Consider the following 17069-nt stretch of genomic DNA (forward strand, 5'->3'; position numbering starts at 1 on the left):
ATATAGGCAAAGAAAAAAGTTATTCTTTTAGCACTTGATTGATACTTTTAAGTATAATCTTACAACCTTTTACAAGTTCTTCGTCAGAAATAGTAAGTGGCGGAGTTAGTCTCATTGCGCGCCCTTCAAACAGTAAAAAGAAAAGAATTAATCCGTTTTCTAAACACTTCAAAATAATTTGAGTTGCTAGTTCTGGTGTCTCAACAATCGGAGCCAACATCAATCCTTTTCCTCTAATTTCTTTTATGGCAGTATGTTGTAGGTGTATTCTAATAATTTGTTCTTTGCGTAAACTTTCTGCAAGTAAATTCTCTCTTAAGATTTCTGTTACGGTAGCATAAGCAGCAGCAGCAATAACAGGGTGGCCTGCAAATGTAGAAATATGACCTAATTTAGGATTGTCTTTTAACAATCCCATCATTTCAGAAGAAGAAATAAAAGCGCCTATTGGCATTCCACCACCCAAACCTTTTCCGGTGATAATGATATCTGGAACGACATTGTAATTTTCAAATCCCCAAAAGGTACCTGTTCTCCCAATTCCTGATTGAATTTCATCTAAAATTAAAAGGGCACCAACTTTTTCACACTTCTTTTTTACTTTTGTTAGATAGCCATTTTTAGGTTCTATAAAACCAGCGCCACCTTGAATAGTTTCTAGAATTACAGCAGCCGTTTTGGTGGTAATCTGTTCTAAATCTGCTTCATTATTAAAGGTGATAAATTTTGTACCCGGAATTAATGGTCTAAATGCTTGGTTCTGTCTTTCTACACCAGAAACACTCATTGCGCCCATAGTATTCCCGTGATACGAGTGTTTTGCAGCTATAATTCCAGATCTACCTGTAACTCTTTTTGCTAATTTTAAAGCACCTTCAGTAGCTTCTGTTCCTGAATTTGTAATGTAAACTGACTTTAGATTTTCTGGGGAATTTTGTGCCAAAAGCCTGCATAAATCCACTTGAGGTTTTTGAATAAACTCACCATAAACCATTACGTGTGCATAAGAATCTAACTGATTTTTAATTGCTTCTGTAACTTTTGGATGATTGTGACCTAAACTATTGGCTGAAACACCCGCAACAAAGTCTAAATATTCTTTGTTAGAAGTATCATAAATATAACTTCCTTTTGCACGTGAAACTTCTATAGCAAGTGGGTGAGGAGAGGTCTGTGCTTGGTATTTAAAGAAATCATCTTTCATCTATTTATTCTTAGTGGTAATTTCTTTTTTACTTTTTTTAGGATCGATAATAAGTAAAGGTTTTATAACGTCCTTATCGCTTTTAATAGGGGTTTTTTCGTCTTTATCTTTTTTGAAAATATCTTCTTGCGTTTTAGGTTGTTCGTTTTCTCGCCAAATAAAACCTTGTAATTTTTTATCTTCTTCAGGAAATTTTGAAGGAGGATATGTCTTTCCTTCCGAAGTTTTTAAATATTTTATTGTTTCTATTTGTCCTTTTTCAAGGGTGAATTCTATATTGCTAGAAATTTCTTTTGTAATGGTTTCTATAATATTTGTTTCCTCATTTCTATTGTAATACACTGACTCTGCATTCCCTTTTACTAAAAGTAAGTGAAGCTTGTTTTCTTTAAATTTACCAAACATGTTCCTTCCTTTTATTTGGTTGAATTCGTTTACAGACAAAGAATCTTTAGAAACTATAAAAGCATTATTTAAGACTTTTAAAGAATCTAATTTTTCTGTTGCTACGTTAGAAATTAAATGGATCGTATCGCCAGTAATCTGGTTTCCGTCTGACCATAACACCGGATCTCTAAACATTTTTGTGATTCCGCTTTGTTGGTCTGTATGTATCGAATCGCATTTCCCTTGTAAATCAGATTTAAATATTTTTACATTGTGATACGTTCTTACAATTCTTTTTTCTGGAATTCCGGTAACTAACAAGGTATCGCCATGAATAAAGGTTGAGTCTTTGTCTACAATTGAAATTGCAACCGCTTTTTTAATGATAAAAAGGGAATCCTTTTCTTCAAATATTTCTGCATAATTCCCTCTTGTTACAAAGTTTTTTACGGTGTCTATTACTTGAATATTGTTGGTTGCAGAGGCAAAACCTTTTCTTTTATCATAATACAAACTATCACCTTCTACTGTTCTTTCTTTTAAATATAATTTTGCGTTTTTTACAAAATAAGAAATATCTGTTTTTGTATTATAAAAACCACGCTCACAATAAATTCTATTTTCGTTTTGTGTATTTGTAATGGTCGAAGGACCATATAAATACGCGATACCAGAATTTGTATAATAATCTAAATGATTAGAAACTAAGTTGTGCTCTGGGTTAACAACAGTAACTTTGGTGGTTGCTGTAAATTTTTTTGTTTCTAAATAGTAATTACCATTTTTGCTATTTAAGGTATTTGTTTGGTCTTTTATAGTTGCAAAACTTTGGTAATATAATTTCTGATTCAATCTGTCGAACTGCAAAGTATCTGTAGTTAAGGTCATTTCTGGGTCTTTTAAAACCACATTTCCCCATGACAATGCTTGTTTAGCATTCGCATCATAATCTAAATAATCGCTTGTTTGTGTAATCGTATCTCCTTGTTTGATCATTACATTTTGTAAAGCTTTAAAAAAGTTTTGTTTTTGGTAATACAAAGCTTGTTTACAGGTAAGCACCGCACCTTCATGCATCATTTTAACGTTTCCAAGTAAGATGGTTGCGCCAGGATATTTCTCTTCATCAACATATTGTTGTTCAGAAGAATAAATCATTTTTTTAGATTGAGAAAAACCTAAAATAGAAAATAAAAGAAAAGAGAATACTAATATTTTTTTCAAAAGATGCTGTTTTGCACAAAAATACTGAAAAGATTATAGTTGATTACTAAAGAAAAGTGAAATTTAACGGAATCCTTATTCATTTATAAGGTGCTATTTTTCGCTTCTATGAACAGAATATCTCGTAATTTTGCAAAAAATAAAAATAATGAATTCCTTTTTTGATTTATCGGTAGAAGAAATGAAATCGTATGGTTACAAGATTGTAGATTTAATTGTAAGCCATTATGATGAAGTAGAAAATAAAAAACCAGTTTCTAGTGCAACTAGACTAGAAATGGATGCTGTTTTCTTACAGGAAGCTCCAGAAAAAGGAATGGACGCAGACAAAGTTTTAGACTTTGTTATGGAAAACGTAATGCCAAATAGTAATATTTCTAGTCACCCAAAAGCCTTTTCTTTTGTTCCTGGACCAAGTAATTTTATTAGTACCATGGCAGATTCTTTAGCAACCGGATTCAATATTTTTTCTGGTGGATGGATTGTTTCTCCCGCTGCAGCAGAATTAGAAATTGTAACACTAAATTGGTTGTTAAAAATGTTTGATTTTCCGGTTGCAAAAGGTGGTGGAATTTTTACAAGTGGTGGTTCTATGGCGAATTTAACAGCCTTGGTAACTGCAAGAAAAGTAAAATGTGGAGACGATTTTTCTGATGCTGTTATTTATTTGTCAGACCAAGCACATTCATCAAACATAAAAGCAATACGAGTTTTAGGTTTTAAAAAAGAGCAAGTAAAAATAATACCAACAGACATAGAGTTTAAATTTAGTATTAATAAACTGAAGAATGAAATTGCAAAAGACAAGTTAGAAGGAAAAAAACCTTTTTGCATTATTGCTTCTGCAGGTACTACAAATACAGGTACTGTAGATCCTTTAGATACATTAGCAGATATTTGTGAGAAAGAAAATCTTTGGTTTCATATTGATGGTGCTTATGGTGGCGCAGCAATTTTATCAAAAAAAGGTAGTAAAATTTTAAGAGGAATAGAACGTGCAGATTCTTTAACTGTAGATCCTCATAAATGGTTTTTTCAACCGTACGAAATTGGCTGTTTGTTAGTGAAAGATGCTTCTTGGTTAAGCAATACGTTTAGTGAAAAACCAGAATATTTAAGAGATATTGAAGGCAACGAATCGGAAATTAATTTTTATGATTACGGTATTCAATTAACTAGAAGATTTAGGGCTTTAAAGTTTTACATGTCTATAAAAACATACGGATTAGAAACCTTTAAAAAAGCCATTACCTATAATATTGATTTAGCAGACCAAACGGAAGATTTATTAAGAGCAAGTAAAAACTGGGAAATAGTTTCACCTGCAACCTTGGCTATTATTAATTTTAGATACAACCCTTTAGGTTTAAATTTAACTGAAAAAGAAATAGATACCCTTAATCAAGAAATTTCAGCTAGAGTTGTTGCTTCTAAAGAAGCACTTTTGGTAACTACAGTTTTACAGAACCAGATTGTTATTAGAATGTGTTTAATAAATCCTAAAACTACTTTAGACCATATTAAAGACACCTTAAATCAATGTGATGCATTTGCTATTGAAGTACTTTCTGAGTGGAAAAAATAGCGTTACAATTCTGAAGAAAAATTCCTACAAGTGCTATCGGAATTAAGGCACTTATCAACACTAAAAATTGGTAATAATTATCGAATATAGATAGTTGTTGCCAATTGCAAAATCCTTTATAAAAGATTAAAAATTCTGAAGTAATAAAACCAAACAGATAGATTCTTACCCAAAACTTAGGGAGTTTTAGTATTTTAAAATACTGTAAGAAAACAAATAAAGCCAAACTTACCAATCCTAAAAAAGTAAGGTGCAAATAACCAATGACAAAATCTATAATTTGCGATATCAATTCTGCAAAATAAGGAATTGAACTAATAAATTGCAATACTATTTTAAAGATAAAAAGTAAGTACACAAACTTTAGTAACTGAAACAAAAAAGGAGTTAGTTTTTGTGATATATCCGTTTTAATATTATTAATTATCTGATGAAACTTTATCAAAGCAAGTACCTGTAAGAGACTTCCAATAACTGCTAAAAGATAAATAAATATTGATGGTTTTATCCATAGAAAAGATAAGAATAGAGTAAGAATACAGCTAAAAATCATCCATCTATAAAAAGTAATAATTCTTTTATTATCAACATGAATTTTATTTTTCTCTAAAAAGAAGAAAAATAATCCTAGTAAACAGAAAATAAACCAACCATTGTATTGAAAATGTAAATACAAATAAATAGCATTTTTATACCAATGAGAAGTGTTTCCAAGTGTATTCATAATAATTCCTATAGCCCAAGGACCAATGCTAGAAAAGACCATAAATAGGAGCGAAGTGTTTATAAACTTATAAGCATAACTTGTTTTACTACAACAGGTGTTTTTTCTAAAAAGTGCATAAAACCAATAAGTACAGACTAGAAAAAGACTAGAAAAAATTATAGAAAATAAAGCATAACCCGTTATCGGAAAACTAACCAACATTCCTATAATTGTAATTTGAGTGCACCAGAAAACGAGCGCATGTTTTTTTGCAGCCTCTTTCCTAATAAAAAGATGAAATATTAAAGAAGTTAGCGAAACATAGACCCAACCTAATAAAGCAATGTGCGAGTGTGTATGTACAATATAGTTGTACGTAGCTGTTATTTCTGTAACAGGAAAAAGGCGCAGTATAATTCCTAAGCTAGCAGCTATTAAAAAATAAAATAGACTGATAAGAACTTGTTTTTTTATAGCTATCATTTAAAATTACTGTTATTTTTTTTTGTAAAATTACTATCTTTTATTTCAAAATGATAACATCTTGTTTTATTTTTTGAGGTATCAAACTCTCTATAATGCGATTAATTTTAGGCTTATTTTCACTTAAAGGAATTGTTATTAAACTCATCAATCATTCTTTTAGACTTTTATTTTTTGTATCAGAAATATAAAGATAAAAATATCCTTAGTTATGACAAATGTCATGTATTTTTTTTAGAAACTATCATAAATTTGCTGCAATAAAAGACAATAACATCTTTTATTAAAAAAGAACGATTAACTAAAAAAAACTAAAAAAATGAAACTTTTAAAAACAGTGTGTTTACTCTTTATTACAAGCTTGCTGCTTACAAGTTGTAAAAGCGAAGAAAAGAAAGAATTAGCAATTGTAGATACTTCAAAAATTTATATTAAAGGAACGATGGAGGCAGAATTAACCGCGCCACCTTTTGTGCCAGCTCCTGTAGGAAATAGAAGTGCAAAAAGATTGCTAGTCAATATGGAAATTATTGAGAAAGAAGGAATCATGACAGATGGTGTTACGTACATGTATTGGACGTTTGGTGGTTCTGTTCCTGGTAGTTTTATAAGAACTAGAGTAGGAGATTTGGTAGAGTTTACATTGTCTAATCACCCAGACAATAAATTACCACACAATATAGATTTACATGCTGTGACAGGTCCTGGTGGTGGTGCAGAATCTTCTTTTGTGGCTCCAGGGCATGAAAAAACGTTTTCTTTTAAAACATTAAACCCTGGTTTGTACGTATATCATTGCGCAACAGCACCGGTAGGAATGCATATTGCAAACGGAATGTATGGTTTAATTTTAGTTGAACCAGAAGGAGGTTTACCTCCAGTAGACAAAGAATATTACATTATGCAAGGAGATTTCTATACAAAAGGAGCTACTGGCGAAAAAGGGCTGCAACCTTTTGACATGACAAAAGCGGTAAAGGAAGATGCAGATTATGTTGTTTTTAACGGTAAAGTTGGTGCCTTAACAGGTGATAATGCAATTACTGCTAATGTAGGTGAAACGGTTCGTTTATTTGTTGGTAATGGTGGTCCTAATTTAACTTCTTCTTTTCATGTTATTGGAGAAATTTTCGATAATGTGCATATAGAAGGCGGTTCTAATATTAATACAAATGTGCAAACAACATCTATTCCTGCTGGTGGTGCAACAATTGTAGATTTTAAAGTAGAAGTTCCTGGAACATTTATTTTAGTAGATCACGCAATTTTTAGAGCATTTAATAAAGGTGCTTTAGGGATGTTAAAAGTAACAGGTGAAGAAAAAAAGGATTTGTATTCTGGTATAAAACAAGAAGGAATTTATCATCCAGAAGGAAGTACAATTCAGTCGATGCCAGAACTTGAGGAGCAAAAGAAAGAAGTTGTTTCTGCGGTAGAAAAACCTTTGGCTCAAAAGATAGCAGATGGTAAACAAGTATATATGAAAACATGTTTTGCTTGTCACCAAGCAGAAGGACAAGGAATACCCAATGCGTTTCCACCTTTAGCAAAATCAGATTATTTAAATGCTGATGTAAAAAGAGCTATTGATATTGTTTTAAATGGTAAAACAGGTGAAATTACTGTAAACGGAAAGAAATATAACAGTGTGATGACGAGACAAACTTTAACAGTAGAACAAGTGGCAGATGTTATGACATATGTTTATAATTCTTGGGGAAATAATAAAACCAATGTTAGTTTAAAGACAGTAAGAGAAGTTAAAAATAAATAATTCAAGTTCAATTTAATTCAAATTCAATGAAAGCTATTTTAAGATTGGCAATTTGTGTACTATTTCTAAATTCAATTATAACAAATTGTCAGTCTAAAATGGTACCAATCAAAGGCGGAAATTATATACCTCTGTATGGTAGAGATTTTGTGAAAGTTTCAATAGATGATTTTTCGATGGATGTGTATCCTGTGACCAACAAAGAATTTTTAGATTTTGTTAAAAAAAATCCGAAATGGCAACGAAGTAACGCAATTAAATTATTTGTAGATGCAAGTTATTTACGCGATTGGAGATCGGATACAATTTTAAATGCAACTCAAAAATTAAATTCACCGATAACAAATGTCTCTTGGTTTGCTGCTAAGAATTACTGTGAAAATCAAGGAAAAAGATTGCCAACAGTAGATGAGTGGGAATATGTTGCAATGGCAAATAAAACAATACCAGACGCTAGAAAGTTAAAAGAGTACAATGCTTTTATTTTAAGTTGGTATGAAAAACCAAAAACATTCAATTTAACAATTGGTGCTACTTTTCAAAATTATTGGAAAGTTTATGATTTACATGGTTTGGTTTGGGAGTGGACATCTGATTTTAATTCTGTTTTAATTACAGGAGAATCTCGAAAAGATGTAGATATCGATAGTGATTTATTCTGCGGAAGTGCTGCCGTTAACGCAACAGATTTAATGAATTATGCAGCATTTATGCGCTATGCAATTAGAGGAAGTTTAAAAGCAAAATACACGATGAAAAACCTTGGTTTTAGATGTGTTAAAGATGATAAAATAAACTAAAATGAAACAACTAACATTTATAATATTACTTATAACAGTTACTTTATTGGGTGCTTGTGTAGATAAGAAACAGAAAGAGATCGCAGAAATAGGATTTCAATGTCCGATGAAATGTGAAGGAGACAAAGTCTACTCAGAAAAAGGAATTTGTCCGGTTTGTAAGATGGATTTAAAATCAAATTCAAAAAAAGAGAGAAAGGTGATAAGTGATGAAATCTCTGATGAATCAATCTTTAATTTAACTTCTACATGGAATACAGAAGAAGGAAAAAGTATCACATTAAAAGAATTAAAAGGAAAAACCATTGTAATGGTAATGATTTATACTACTTGCAAAGCCGCATGCCCAAGGTTAGCAGCGGATATGAGAAATATTGAAGCTAAAATTCCTGCGGAGTTTAAAACGGATGTTCAATACGTTTTGGTAAGTATAGACCCAACAACAGACACACCAAAAAAACTAAAAGAGTTTGCCATTGAAAATTATATGGATGGAGAACAATGGACTTTTTTACAAGGGACAGAAAGTAATGTTAGAGAATTTTCTAATATTTTATCAGTAAAATACAAGCAAATATCTCCTTTAGACTTTTCGCATTCAAATATTATAAGTGTTTTTAATCCACAAGGAGAATTGGTGCATCAGCAAGAAGGTTTAGGTGTAGATAATAAAGAAACAATTACAAAAATTATAGAAACAGTTAAAAAATAAAATGATGTTTATAACAGAAAATAATACCGTGGCAGAAGTTGTTACTAGCAATATAAAAACAGCAGATATATTTAAAAAACATGGAATTGATTTTTGTTGTGGTGGCGGAATTTCAATTAAAAAAGCGTGCGAAAAAAATAATATTCCGTATGAAACTTTAGAAAAAGAACTATCAGAATTGAGTAGCGCTGTCTCTAAAGCCTATAATTATGATGGTTGGAAATTAGATTTTTTAGCAGATCATATCGAGAATATTCACCATAGTTATGTTGCAGAAAGTACGCCATTAGTATTGCAATATGCAGAAAGAGTTGCCAAGGTTCATGGGCATCATTATGCAGAAGTTATTAAAATTAACACTTTGTTTAAAGTGGTTGCGCAGGAATTAGCGGCACACATGAAAAAAGAAGAACTTATTTTATTTCCTTTTATTAAGCAATTGGTAAAAGCAGATGAAGCAGGTGTAAAAGTAAATCAGCCTCATTTTGGCACCGTGAACAACCCTATTAAAATGATGGAAGAAGAACATGAAAGTGCTGGCGATATACTCAAAGAAATTAAGAAACTAGCGAACAATTATACACCACCAGAAGGAGCTTGTAACACATTTAAAGCTTTGTATGCAAAATTAGAGGAGTTTGAGCAAGACTTACATCAGCATATTCATTTAGAAAATAATATTTTATTTCCTAAAGCAATTATTTTAGAACAAAAAAACAAGCATTAGTTTTAAATTATGAAAAAAATATTTTTTTTTACCATCGCAACTCTTTTCTTTACAGTGCTAATGTCTGCTCAATCATTTAAGTTATCATCAGAAATTAGACCTCGTTTTGAAAACAGGCATGGTTACAAAACATTGATAAAACCTGGGGAAGAAGGTGCTAATTTTATATCTCAAAGAACCCGTTTAAATTTTGATTTTCAACAAGAAAAATTAACACTTGGTATTTCTTTACAAAATGTTAGAGTTTGGGGAGATATAAGTACGTTGGCTTCTAAAGACATTGCAAATTCTTTTCATGAAGCTTGGGCAGCATATCAATTTACAGAAAAATTTTCTTTAAAATTCGGACGGCAAGAGATTATTTATGATGACAGTCGAATTTTTGGGAATGTTGGTTGGGCACAACAAGCTAGAAGTTTCGATGCTGTTATTGCAAAAATAGAAACATCAGAAAACGGAAAGTTAGAAATTGGTTACTCTTTAAATAACGATGCAGAAGAACTTACAAATTCGATATACACAAATGTGGCTGGTTATAAGACATTTCAATATGCTTGGTATCACACAGCTATAAAAAACTTAGGATTGAGTTTTTTAGCTTTAAACAATGGTGTGGAGTTTTTAAACACTGCTACAGAAGAAGAATTAAATTATTCGCAAACTTTTGGCTCTAGAGCAACTTATTATTTAGGGAAATTGTCTTTAGATGGTTCCTTGTATTTTCAAACAGGAAAGATTTTTGATACTTCTGTGAATGCAAATTACCTTGCAGGAAACATAAAATACAAAGCTTCGGAAGTATTTAATTTTGGGCTAGGAGCAGAGTACTTGTCTGGAAAAGACATGAACGATGCGAGTACTAAAATAAAATCGTTTAATCCTGTGTTTGGAACCAACCATAAATTTAATGGTTTTATGGATTATTTTTATGTAGGAAATCATATAAATACTGTTGGTTTGTTAGATATTAATGCAACAATTAGCTATACTAAAGATCAGTTTTCTGCAAAAGTAATTCCTCATTTATTTTCATCTGCAGCAGATATTTACAGAGGAAATTTAAAAATGAGCTCTAATTTAGGAACAGAAGTAGACTTGGTTATAGAATACAAAATTTCTAAAAATGTAGTACTAAATGGCGGATATTCTAAAATGTTTGGAACAGCATCTTTAGAAGTATTAAAAAATGGAGATAGCACTACAGATAATTCTTGGACATGGTTAATGATCACTTTTAAGCCCACATTATTTGTTTCAAAATAGTTTTTTTTAGTTGACGAAAAGTCTCTTTAAGATGAAAGTCGAAAAGAGACTTTTTTATTTATGCAAACCCTTTAATGATAATAATCATGTTTTACGAATATAAATACAAATAATTTAGACGCTTATTTAAAATATAAATTAAATGATAAAAAGTACACACTCATTCCATATACCAGTAATGGGAATAGGGTTTACAATAGACTCGCCCCTAAAAGTAGCTCAATATGGTATCGATTCTGTAATCTCTTTGGTAGATGATATTTTACTAGAAAAATTACGAAAACTCTATAGTGAGAAATTTGAAATTCCGTATAAAGAAATAACCGACAAAGTAGATGACTTTAGAGCAAAGAGAATAACTTCTTACTTGAATTTAATGCATGAGCAAACGGAAGAAAAACTGAACCAATTAAGAAATATATCTTCAATTAAAAGTAAAGCTTTAAAAGACTATATTTCTATCTTACCAGAATATTCTTCCCTAAAAAAAGAATATGAGAATCTCACAAAAAGTGGCGTTTCTTTTCCTAAGCTAAAAGATTGGATTTGTACTAATTTAACCATGGGAAGCATTGATGTAAATATCATGACTAAGGTTGATAAGGAAAACTATTTAAATAAAGAATTATTACCTGTGGAATATAATGATGCGCACGCTGCCTTAAGGGGGTTTTCTAACAGTAAATTATCTTCTTCATTAGTACTTTCTGCAGGAATGAACCCAAGGTTGTATTCGTACATCAGTCATTTTGATGATTTTTTTCCTGATGAAAACGGACGTATAAAAAAGAAAATAATTCTAAAAGTAAGTGATTATAGATCTGCATTTATTCAAGGAAAGTTTTTAGCTAAAAAAGGATTATGGGTTTCAGAATATCGAATCGAGTCTGGCTTAAATTGTGGTGGACATGCATTTGCTACTGATGGTTTTTTATTAGGCCCCGTTTTAGAAGAGTTTAAGAAAAACAAAGAAGTTTTAAAAGATGAAATTAGAACATTATTACTGGAAGCGCTTAAAGATGGCAATAGAGTTTTACCAAAAAATGAATTGGTTTTAAAAATAACAACGCAAGGTGGTGTTGGCACAGATGAAGAGCATTCCTTTTTAATGGAACAATACCAATTAGATTCTGTAGGTTGGGGAAGTCCTTTCTTATTAGTACCAGAAGCAACGAGTGTTGATGAAAAAACGATGGAAAAATTAGCGAATGCGAAAGAAGAAGATTTATATTTAAGTAATACTTCGCCTTTAGGTGTGCCGTTTAACACCCTTAAAGGAAATACAAAAGATGATGAAAAGCAACAATTTATCAATAAAGACAGACCAGGAAGTGCTTGCCCTAATAAATTTATCGCTCTTAATAAAGAGTTTAAAGAAACGGGTTTGTGCACCGCTTCTAGAGCATATCAATATTTAAAATTAAAAGAATTAGATTCTTTAGATATTTCTGCGGAAGATAAAGAGCAAAAGCACCATAAAATTATAGAAAAATCTTGTATTTGTGTTGGTTTGAGTACTTCTACGCTAATTTTGAATAAAATGAGTACAAAGAAAATTGGAGCCGGCGTTTCTGTTTGTCCTGGGCCAAATATGGCTTATTTTGATACTATTATGACCCTACGTAATATTACAGATCATATCTATGGTAGAAGAAATATGATGACAAGAACAGATAGACCCAACATCTTTGTTAAAGAGTTGTCTCTTTATATGGCGCATTTACAAGAAAAAGTAACAGATGCAAAAGTGGTTATCGACAAAAAACAACTGCGCTACTTGTTGAAGTTTAAAAAGAATTTAGAAGAAGGTATTCGTTATTATGAAGCCTTATTTAAAGAACAAAAACAATCTTTTGTAGCGCATAAAGAAGCACTTTTAGATGCGCTTCAGTTAGAGCAGCAAAAATTAATTTTAATAGGTTTAGAATTAGAAAATCTTTAATTACAGAACACAAAAAAAGCATCTTTTAAAATTTAAAAGATGCTTTTTTATAATTAGGATATTATAGATACTTATCTATTAATTGTTTGTTTTCTATCTGGACCAACAGAAACAATAGTTACAGGAACACCTGTTTCTTTTTCAATAAAAGCAACATAGTCTAGTAAGTTCTTCGGTAATTGATCTGCTGAAGTCATTTTTGTTAAATCTTCATCCCAACCTTTAAATTCAGAATAGTTTACAGAAATATTTTCTGGTTCTATATTATAAGGTAAGTGAGAAATCTCTTCACCTTTATAGTTATATGAAGTACAAATTTTTAAAGTTTCGAAACCAGATAATACGTCTCCTTTCATCATCATTAATTGTGTAACACCGTTAATATCTACAGCATATTTTAAGGCTACTAAATCTAACCAACCACATCTTCTTGCTCTTCCGGTTGTTGCGCCAAATTCATGACCAATTCTTGCCATTTCAGCTCCGTCTTCATCAAATAATTCTGTAGGAAAAGGACCCGAACCAACACGTGTTGTGTATGCTTTAAAGATTCCAAAAACTTCGCCAATTCTATTTGGTGCAACACCTAAACCAGTACAAGCACCTGCTGCTGTTGTGTTAGATGAAGTTACAAAAGGATACGTACCAAAATCGATATCTAATAAAGAACCTTGTGCACCTTCTGCTAAGATTGTTTTCTTTTCTCTAATAGCATTGTTTAAAAATTCTTCACTATCTATAAACTGTAAAGTTCTTAATTTATCTACACCTCTATCAAACTCTGCTTCTAACTCCTCTAAATTATATTCAATTTCAATGTTAAAATAATCTAACATTCCTAAATGTTTAGCTGTTAAAGCGTGGTATTTTTCTTTCCAGTTTTCTAATTCTAGATCTCCAATACGCATTCCGTTTCTACCAGTCTTGTCCATGTAAGTTGGTCCAATTCCTTTTAAAGTAGAACCAATTTTAGCTTTACCTTTAGACGTTTCAGAAGCTGCGTCTAACAATCTGTGAGTTGGTAAAATTAAATGTGCTTTTCTAGAAATTAATAATTTAGAAGTATAATCAATTTTATGTTTGTCTAAATTTTCTAATTCTTTTTGAAAGATAACAGGATCTATAACAACACCGTTACCAACAACATTTAATGCTGTTTTGTGAAAAATTCCTGAAGGAATTGTGTGTAAAACGTGCTTGTGTCCATCAAAAATTAGTGTATGTCCTGCGTTTGGACCTCCTTGAAAGCGAGCAATAATATCATAGTCTTTTGTTAAAACATCTACAATTTTACCTTTTCCTTCATCTCCCCATTGCAATCCGAGTAATAAATCTACAGCCATTAGTTGTGTTAATTAGTTGTTTATTGTTGTATTGTTAATTAAGAATTTTTCTTTTTTGTTCCGTAAAAATAGAGGGAATGATTTTTAATATCAATATCAAAAATGTCTTCAATCGTTTTTTTGATAATTTGAATTCTAGGATCGCAGAATTCTTTTACATCTCCCGTATCTGTAAATATTACGTGATCGTGGTTTTTGTCGAAGTAACTTTTTTCATAACGTGCCATCGATTGCCCGTCAAATTGATGTTTTCTTACCAAACCACAATTTAACAAAATTTCTATAGTGTTGTAAAGCGTTGCCCTACTAACTCTATAGTTCTTGTTTTTCATCTTAATATAGAGAGACTCTATATCAAAATGTTCTTCTGCATCATAAATTTCTTGAAGAATAGCATAACGCTCAGGTGTTTTTCTGTGCTTATTCTCTTCTAAATATGTTGTAAATACTTTTTTTACTACTTCTTGATTTTCAAGAGAATTACTCATTTTCTTAAAATTTTTACGAAAGAACAAATTTACTGTTATTTCTGAATAAATTACTTATTTTGAATAGGATATTTATAAACTATTAATACGGTCTACTTTTCGCACACCTTCTACTTTTTGAATACTTTTTATCAACTTATTTAATTGTCCGCTATTCTTTACACTTAGACTTATTTTTCCTTCAAAAACACCTTCATCACCAGCAATATTTATACTATTAATAAAAACGCCCATTTTACTAGAGATAATTTTACTAACATCATTAATAATACCTCTATTGTCTACACCACTAATATGTAAAAATACTTTAAAATCTTGTTTTGTAGAGTCTATCCACTTTGCTTGCATAATTCTATATGCATAGTTAGATTGTAATGAAATTGCATTCGGACAATTATTTTTATGAACTTTAATACCTTCATTAATGGTTAAAAAACCAAAAACATTATCTCCAGGAATAGGATTACAGCATTTAGAGAGTTTATAGTCTAATTTTTCTTCTTCTTTCCCGAAAACTAAAGCATCATATTTAGATGTTATTTCTTCTGATTCTACAATATCTTTATTACCAGAAGGGGTTCTCCTTAACTTTGTTTTAAAGAAATTTAGTATGGTACTATTTCTTTGTGCAACATACGTTTTTAGATTTGTATTGTCTATTGCACCATTACCAATTCTATAAAATAAATCGAAACTTGTTTTTATTTTAAAGAAGCTAACAAGTTCGTTAATTGTTTTTTCATTGAAAGGAATTTTTAAATGGCGTAATTTTCTGGTTAAAATAGCTTTTCCTTCTTCTGCAATTATCTTTTCTTCATCTTTTAGAGCGGCTCTAATTTTTGTTTTTGCTCTTGCAGTAATTACAAAATCTAACCATCTCGAATTTGGTTTGTTATTTGAAGTTGTAATTACTTCTATTTGATCGCCACTTTTTAAAGTATGACTTAGCGGTACTAATTTACCATTAACTTTTGCACCTCTACATTTTAAACCAACATCTGTATGAATAGAAAAGGCAAAATCTAAGGCAGAAGCATCTTTAGGCAACGACTTTAAATCTCCTTTCGGGGTAAATACATAAATTTCTTTAGCGTAAAGATTTAATTTAAATTCTTCAACAAAATCTACTGCATTTAAACTTTGGTTTTCTAAAGATTCTTTTAATTTATTTAACCACGTTTCTAAACCACTTTCATTACTATTACCTTGTTTGTATTTAAAATGAGCTGCATACCCTTTTTCTGCAATTTCATTCATTCTACTAGAACGTATTTGCACTTCTACCCATTGTGCATTTGGTCCTATAACTGTAATATGTAAAGCTTCGTACCCCGTAGATTTGGGTTGCGAAATCCAATCTCTTAATCGTGTTGGATTTGGTTTAAAATAGTCTGTAACGATTGTGTAAATTTTCCAGGCATCAAACTTGTCATCATCTGAAGTAGGTGTGTAGATAATTCTAATTGCATATTTATCATATACTTCTTCGAAAGTTACATTTTGCTTTCGCATTTTTCTACGAATAGAATAAATAGACTTAAAACGCCCTTTTATATCGTAAGTAAAATTCTCTTTATCGAGTCCTTTTTTTAGCGTTTCTGCAAAAGTTTCTAAATATTTTTTCTGATCTTCTTTGCTCTCTTTTATTTTTGTAATAATATCATGAAAAACTTCTGGTTCTGTATATTTTAAGCCTAAATCTTCTAACTCTGCTTTAATATTATACAAACCTAATCTATGTGCCAAAGGAGCATAAATGTATAAAGTCTCAGAAGCAATTTTCACTTGTTTATGAGCAGGCATTGCATCCATGGTTTGCATATTGTGCAATCTGTCTGCAATTTTTATTAAAATAACTCTTACATCATCATTTAATGTTAAGAGCATTTTCCTAAAGTTTTCTGCTTGTATGGAAGCGTCTTGTTCTTTATTTAAACGAGAAATTTTTGTGAGTCCGTTTACAATTCTAGCAATTGTTTCTCCAAACAACTGCTCCATATCATCAATGGTATATTCAGTGTCTTCTACTACGTCATGCAACAAAGCTGCAGCAATAGAAGTTGCGCCCAAACCAATTTCTGTAGCAACAATATTAGCTACGGCAATGGGATGAAAAATATAAGGTTCGCCTGTTTTTCGGCGTTGTTCAGAATGTGCATCTACGGCAATCTCAAAGGCTTTTCTAATTAATTTTTTATCATCAATAGATAAAATTTCATAAGTACCTTTTAGTAAATCTTTATACCGTTTTGCAATTTCCTTATTTTCTTCTTCTATGGTAGCTGTGTATTGCATAAATTATTTTGAAGATTTGTAATTAAATTATCTAAAGTGAATTTAGGAAATAGAATTTTAACAAACAAGATTTTAAGTTCTTTAATTTTATTGAAATCATATAGCAATAAACCTTACTTCAGGAAAATAATTTTAA

The 17069-nt window shown here is 30.8% G+C and carries 13 protein-coding genes; 7 read left to right on the plus strand and 6 right to left on the minus strand.

What is annotated here, in order from left to right; translation table 11 throughout:
• Positions 1-19 precede the first annotated feature (19 nt).
• Both ES045_RS08090 and ES045_RS08095 read right to left on the minus strand, forming a co-directional pair.
• Positions 20-1204 carry an aspartate aminotransferase family protein gene (locus tag ES045_RS08090; protein WP_147115168.1) on the minus strand — a complete coding sequence of 395 codons (1185 nt, stop codon included), beginning with the start codon at positions 1202-1204 and terminating at the stop codon, positions 20-22.
• Positions 1205-2815: an OstA-like protein gene (locus tag ES045_RS08095; protein WP_223267210.1), complete on the minus strand. Its 1611-nt coding sequence runs from the start codon at positions 2813-2815 to the stop codon at positions 1205-1207.
• 148 nt (positions 2816-2963) lie between these two features.
• Between ES045_RS08095 and ES045_RS08100 the strand changes: the two genes are divergently transcribed.
• On the plus strand, positions 2964-4400 hold the full coding sequence (locus ES045_RS08100) for a pyridoxal phosphate-dependent decarboxylase family protein (protein WP_147115171.1): 1437 nt from the start codon (positions 2964-2966) through the stop codon (positions 4398-4400).
• On the opposite strand, the gene ES045_RS08105 is transcribed toward ES045_RS08100, so the two are convergent.
• On the minus strand, positions 4369-5589 hold the full coding sequence (locus tag ES045_RS08105) for a hypothetical protein (protein WP_147115173.1): 1221 nt from the start codon (positions 5587-5589) through the stop codon (positions 4369-4371). The two genes, ES045_RS08100 and ES045_RS08105, sit on opposite strands and share 32 nt — an antisense overlap.
• Positions 5590-5908: 319 nt before the next feature.
• Between ES045_RS08105 and nirK the strand changes: the two genes are divergently transcribed.
• The 6 genes from nirK (at position 5909) to ES045_RS08135 (ending at position 12807) form a co-directional block, all read left to right on the plus strand.
• Positions 5909-7363, plus strand: a complete 1455-nt coding sequence (gene nirK / locus ES045_RS08110; RefSeq protein WP_147115176.1) for a copper-containing nitrite reductase — start codon at positions 5909-5911, stop codon at positions 7361-7363.
• A gap of 98 nt (positions 7364-7461) precedes the next feature.
• The gene (locus ES045_RS08115) at positions 7462-8163 is read left to right on the plus strand and encodes a formylglycine-generating enzyme family protein (protein ID WP_317131306.1); all 702 of its coding nucleotides are present in this window, start codon (positions 7462-7464) and stop codon (positions 8161-8163) included.
• A 1-nt stretch (position 8164) separates the two neighbouring features.
• Positions 8165-8875 carry an SCO family protein gene (locus ES045_RS08120; protein WP_147115182.1) on the plus strand — a complete coding sequence of 237 codons (711 nt, stop codon included), beginning with the start codon at positions 8165-8167 and terminating at the stop codon, positions 8873-8875.
• Positions 8876-8879: 4 nt separating this feature from the next.
• Positions 8880-9602, plus strand: coding sequence for an iron-sulfur cluster repair di-iron protein (gene ric, locus ES045_RS08125; protein ID WP_147115409.1), 723 nt, complete (start codon positions 8880-8882; stop codon positions 9600-9602).
• Positions 9603-9611: 9 nt separating this feature from the next.
• The gene (locus tag ES045_RS08130) at positions 9612-10865 is read left to right on the plus strand and encodes an alginate export family protein (protein WP_147115185.1); all 1254 of its coding nucleotides are present in this window, start codon (positions 9612-9614) and stop codon (positions 10863-10865) included.
• Between the two features lie 142 nt (positions 10866-11007).
• Positions 11008-12807: a hypothetical protein gene (locus ES045_RS08135; protein WP_147115188.1), complete on the plus strand. Its 1800-nt coding sequence runs from the start codon at positions 11008-11010 to the stop codon at positions 12805-12807.
• Between the two features lie 71 nt (positions 12808-12878).
• On the opposite strand, the gene ES045_RS08140 is transcribed toward ES045_RS08135, so the two are convergent.
• From ES045_RS08140 to ES045_RS08150, 3 genes are all read right to left on the minus strand, one after another.
• Complete coding sequence (locus ES045_RS08140) at positions 12879-14150, minus strand: adenylosuccinate synthase (protein ID WP_147115191.1); 1272 nt, start codon at positions 14148-14150, stop codon at positions 12879-12881.
• Positions 14151-14188: 38 nt separating this feature from the next.
• Positions 14189-14638 carry a Fur family transcriptional regulator gene (locus ES045_RS08145; RefSeq protein ID WP_147115194.1) on the minus strand — a complete coding sequence of 150 codons (450 nt, stop codon included), beginning with the start codon at positions 14636-14638 and terminating at the stop codon, positions 14189-14191.
• A gap of 72 nt (positions 14639-14710) precedes the next feature.
• Positions 14711-16933, minus strand: coding sequence for a RelA/SpoT family protein (locus tag ES045_RS08150; protein ID WP_147115197.1), 2223 nt, complete (start codon positions 16931-16933; stop codon positions 14711-14713).
• Between the last annotated feature and the right edge of the window lie 136 nt (positions 16934-17069).

It is taken from the genome of Polaribacter sp. IC073 (assembly GCF_007997075.1).
In the GTDB taxonomy this organism is placed as follows: Bacteria; Bacteroidota; Bacteroidia; order Flavobacteriales; family Flavobacteriaceae; genus Polaribacter.

What these genes read in the sequence shown, in the direction of transcription:
- ES045_RS08090 (WP_147115168.1), bottom strand. Translation starts at nt 1,204, where the DNA reads ATGAAAGATGATTTCTTTAAATACCAAGCACAGACCTCTCCTCACCCA.
- ES045_RS08100 (WP_147115171.1), top strand. Translation starts at nt 2,964, where the DNA reads ATGAATTCCTTTTTTGATTTATCGGTAGAAGAAATGAAATCGTATGGT.
- ES045_RS08105 (WP_147115173.1), bottom strand. Translation starts at nt 5,589, where the DNA reads ATGATAGCTATAAAAAAACAAGTTCTTATCAGTCTATTTTATTTTTTA.
- nirK (WP_147115176.1), top strand. Translation starts at nt 5,909, where the DNA reads ATGAAACTTTTAAAAACAGTGTGTTTACTCTTTATTACAAGCTTGCTG.
- ES045_RS08115 (WP_317131306.1), top strand. Translation starts at nt 7,462, where the DNA reads ATGGTACCAATCAAAGGCGGAAATTATATACCTCTGTATGGTAGAGAT.
- ES045_RS08120 (WP_147115182.1), top strand. Translation starts at nt 8,165, where the DNA reads ATGAAACAACTAACATTTATAATATTACTTATAACAGTTACTTTATTG.
- ric (WP_147115409.1), top strand. Translation starts at nt 8,880, where the DNA reads ATGTTTATAACAGAAAATAATACCGTGGCAGAAGTTGTTACTAGCAAT.
- ES045_RS08130 (WP_147115185.1), top strand. Translation starts at nt 9,612, where the DNA reads ATGAAAAAAATATTTTTTTTTACCATCGCAACTCTTTTCTTTACAGTG.
- ES045_RS08135 (WP_147115188.1), top strand. Translation starts at nt 11,008, where the DNA reads ATGATAAAAAGTACACACTCATTCCATATACCAGTAATGGGAATAGGG.
- ES045_RS08140 (WP_147115191.1), bottom strand. Translation starts at nt 14,150, where the DNA reads ATGGCTGTAGATTTATTACTCGGATTGCAATGGGGAGATGAAGGAAAA.
- ES045_RS08145 (WP_147115194.1), bottom strand. Translation starts at nt 14,638, where the DNA reads ATGAGTAATTCTCTTGAAAATCAAGAAGTAGTAAAAAAAGTATTTACA.
- ES045_RS08150 (WP_147115197.1), bottom strand. Translation starts at nt 16,933, where the DNA reads ATGCAATACACAGCTACCATAGAAGAAGAAAATAAGGAAATTGCAAAA.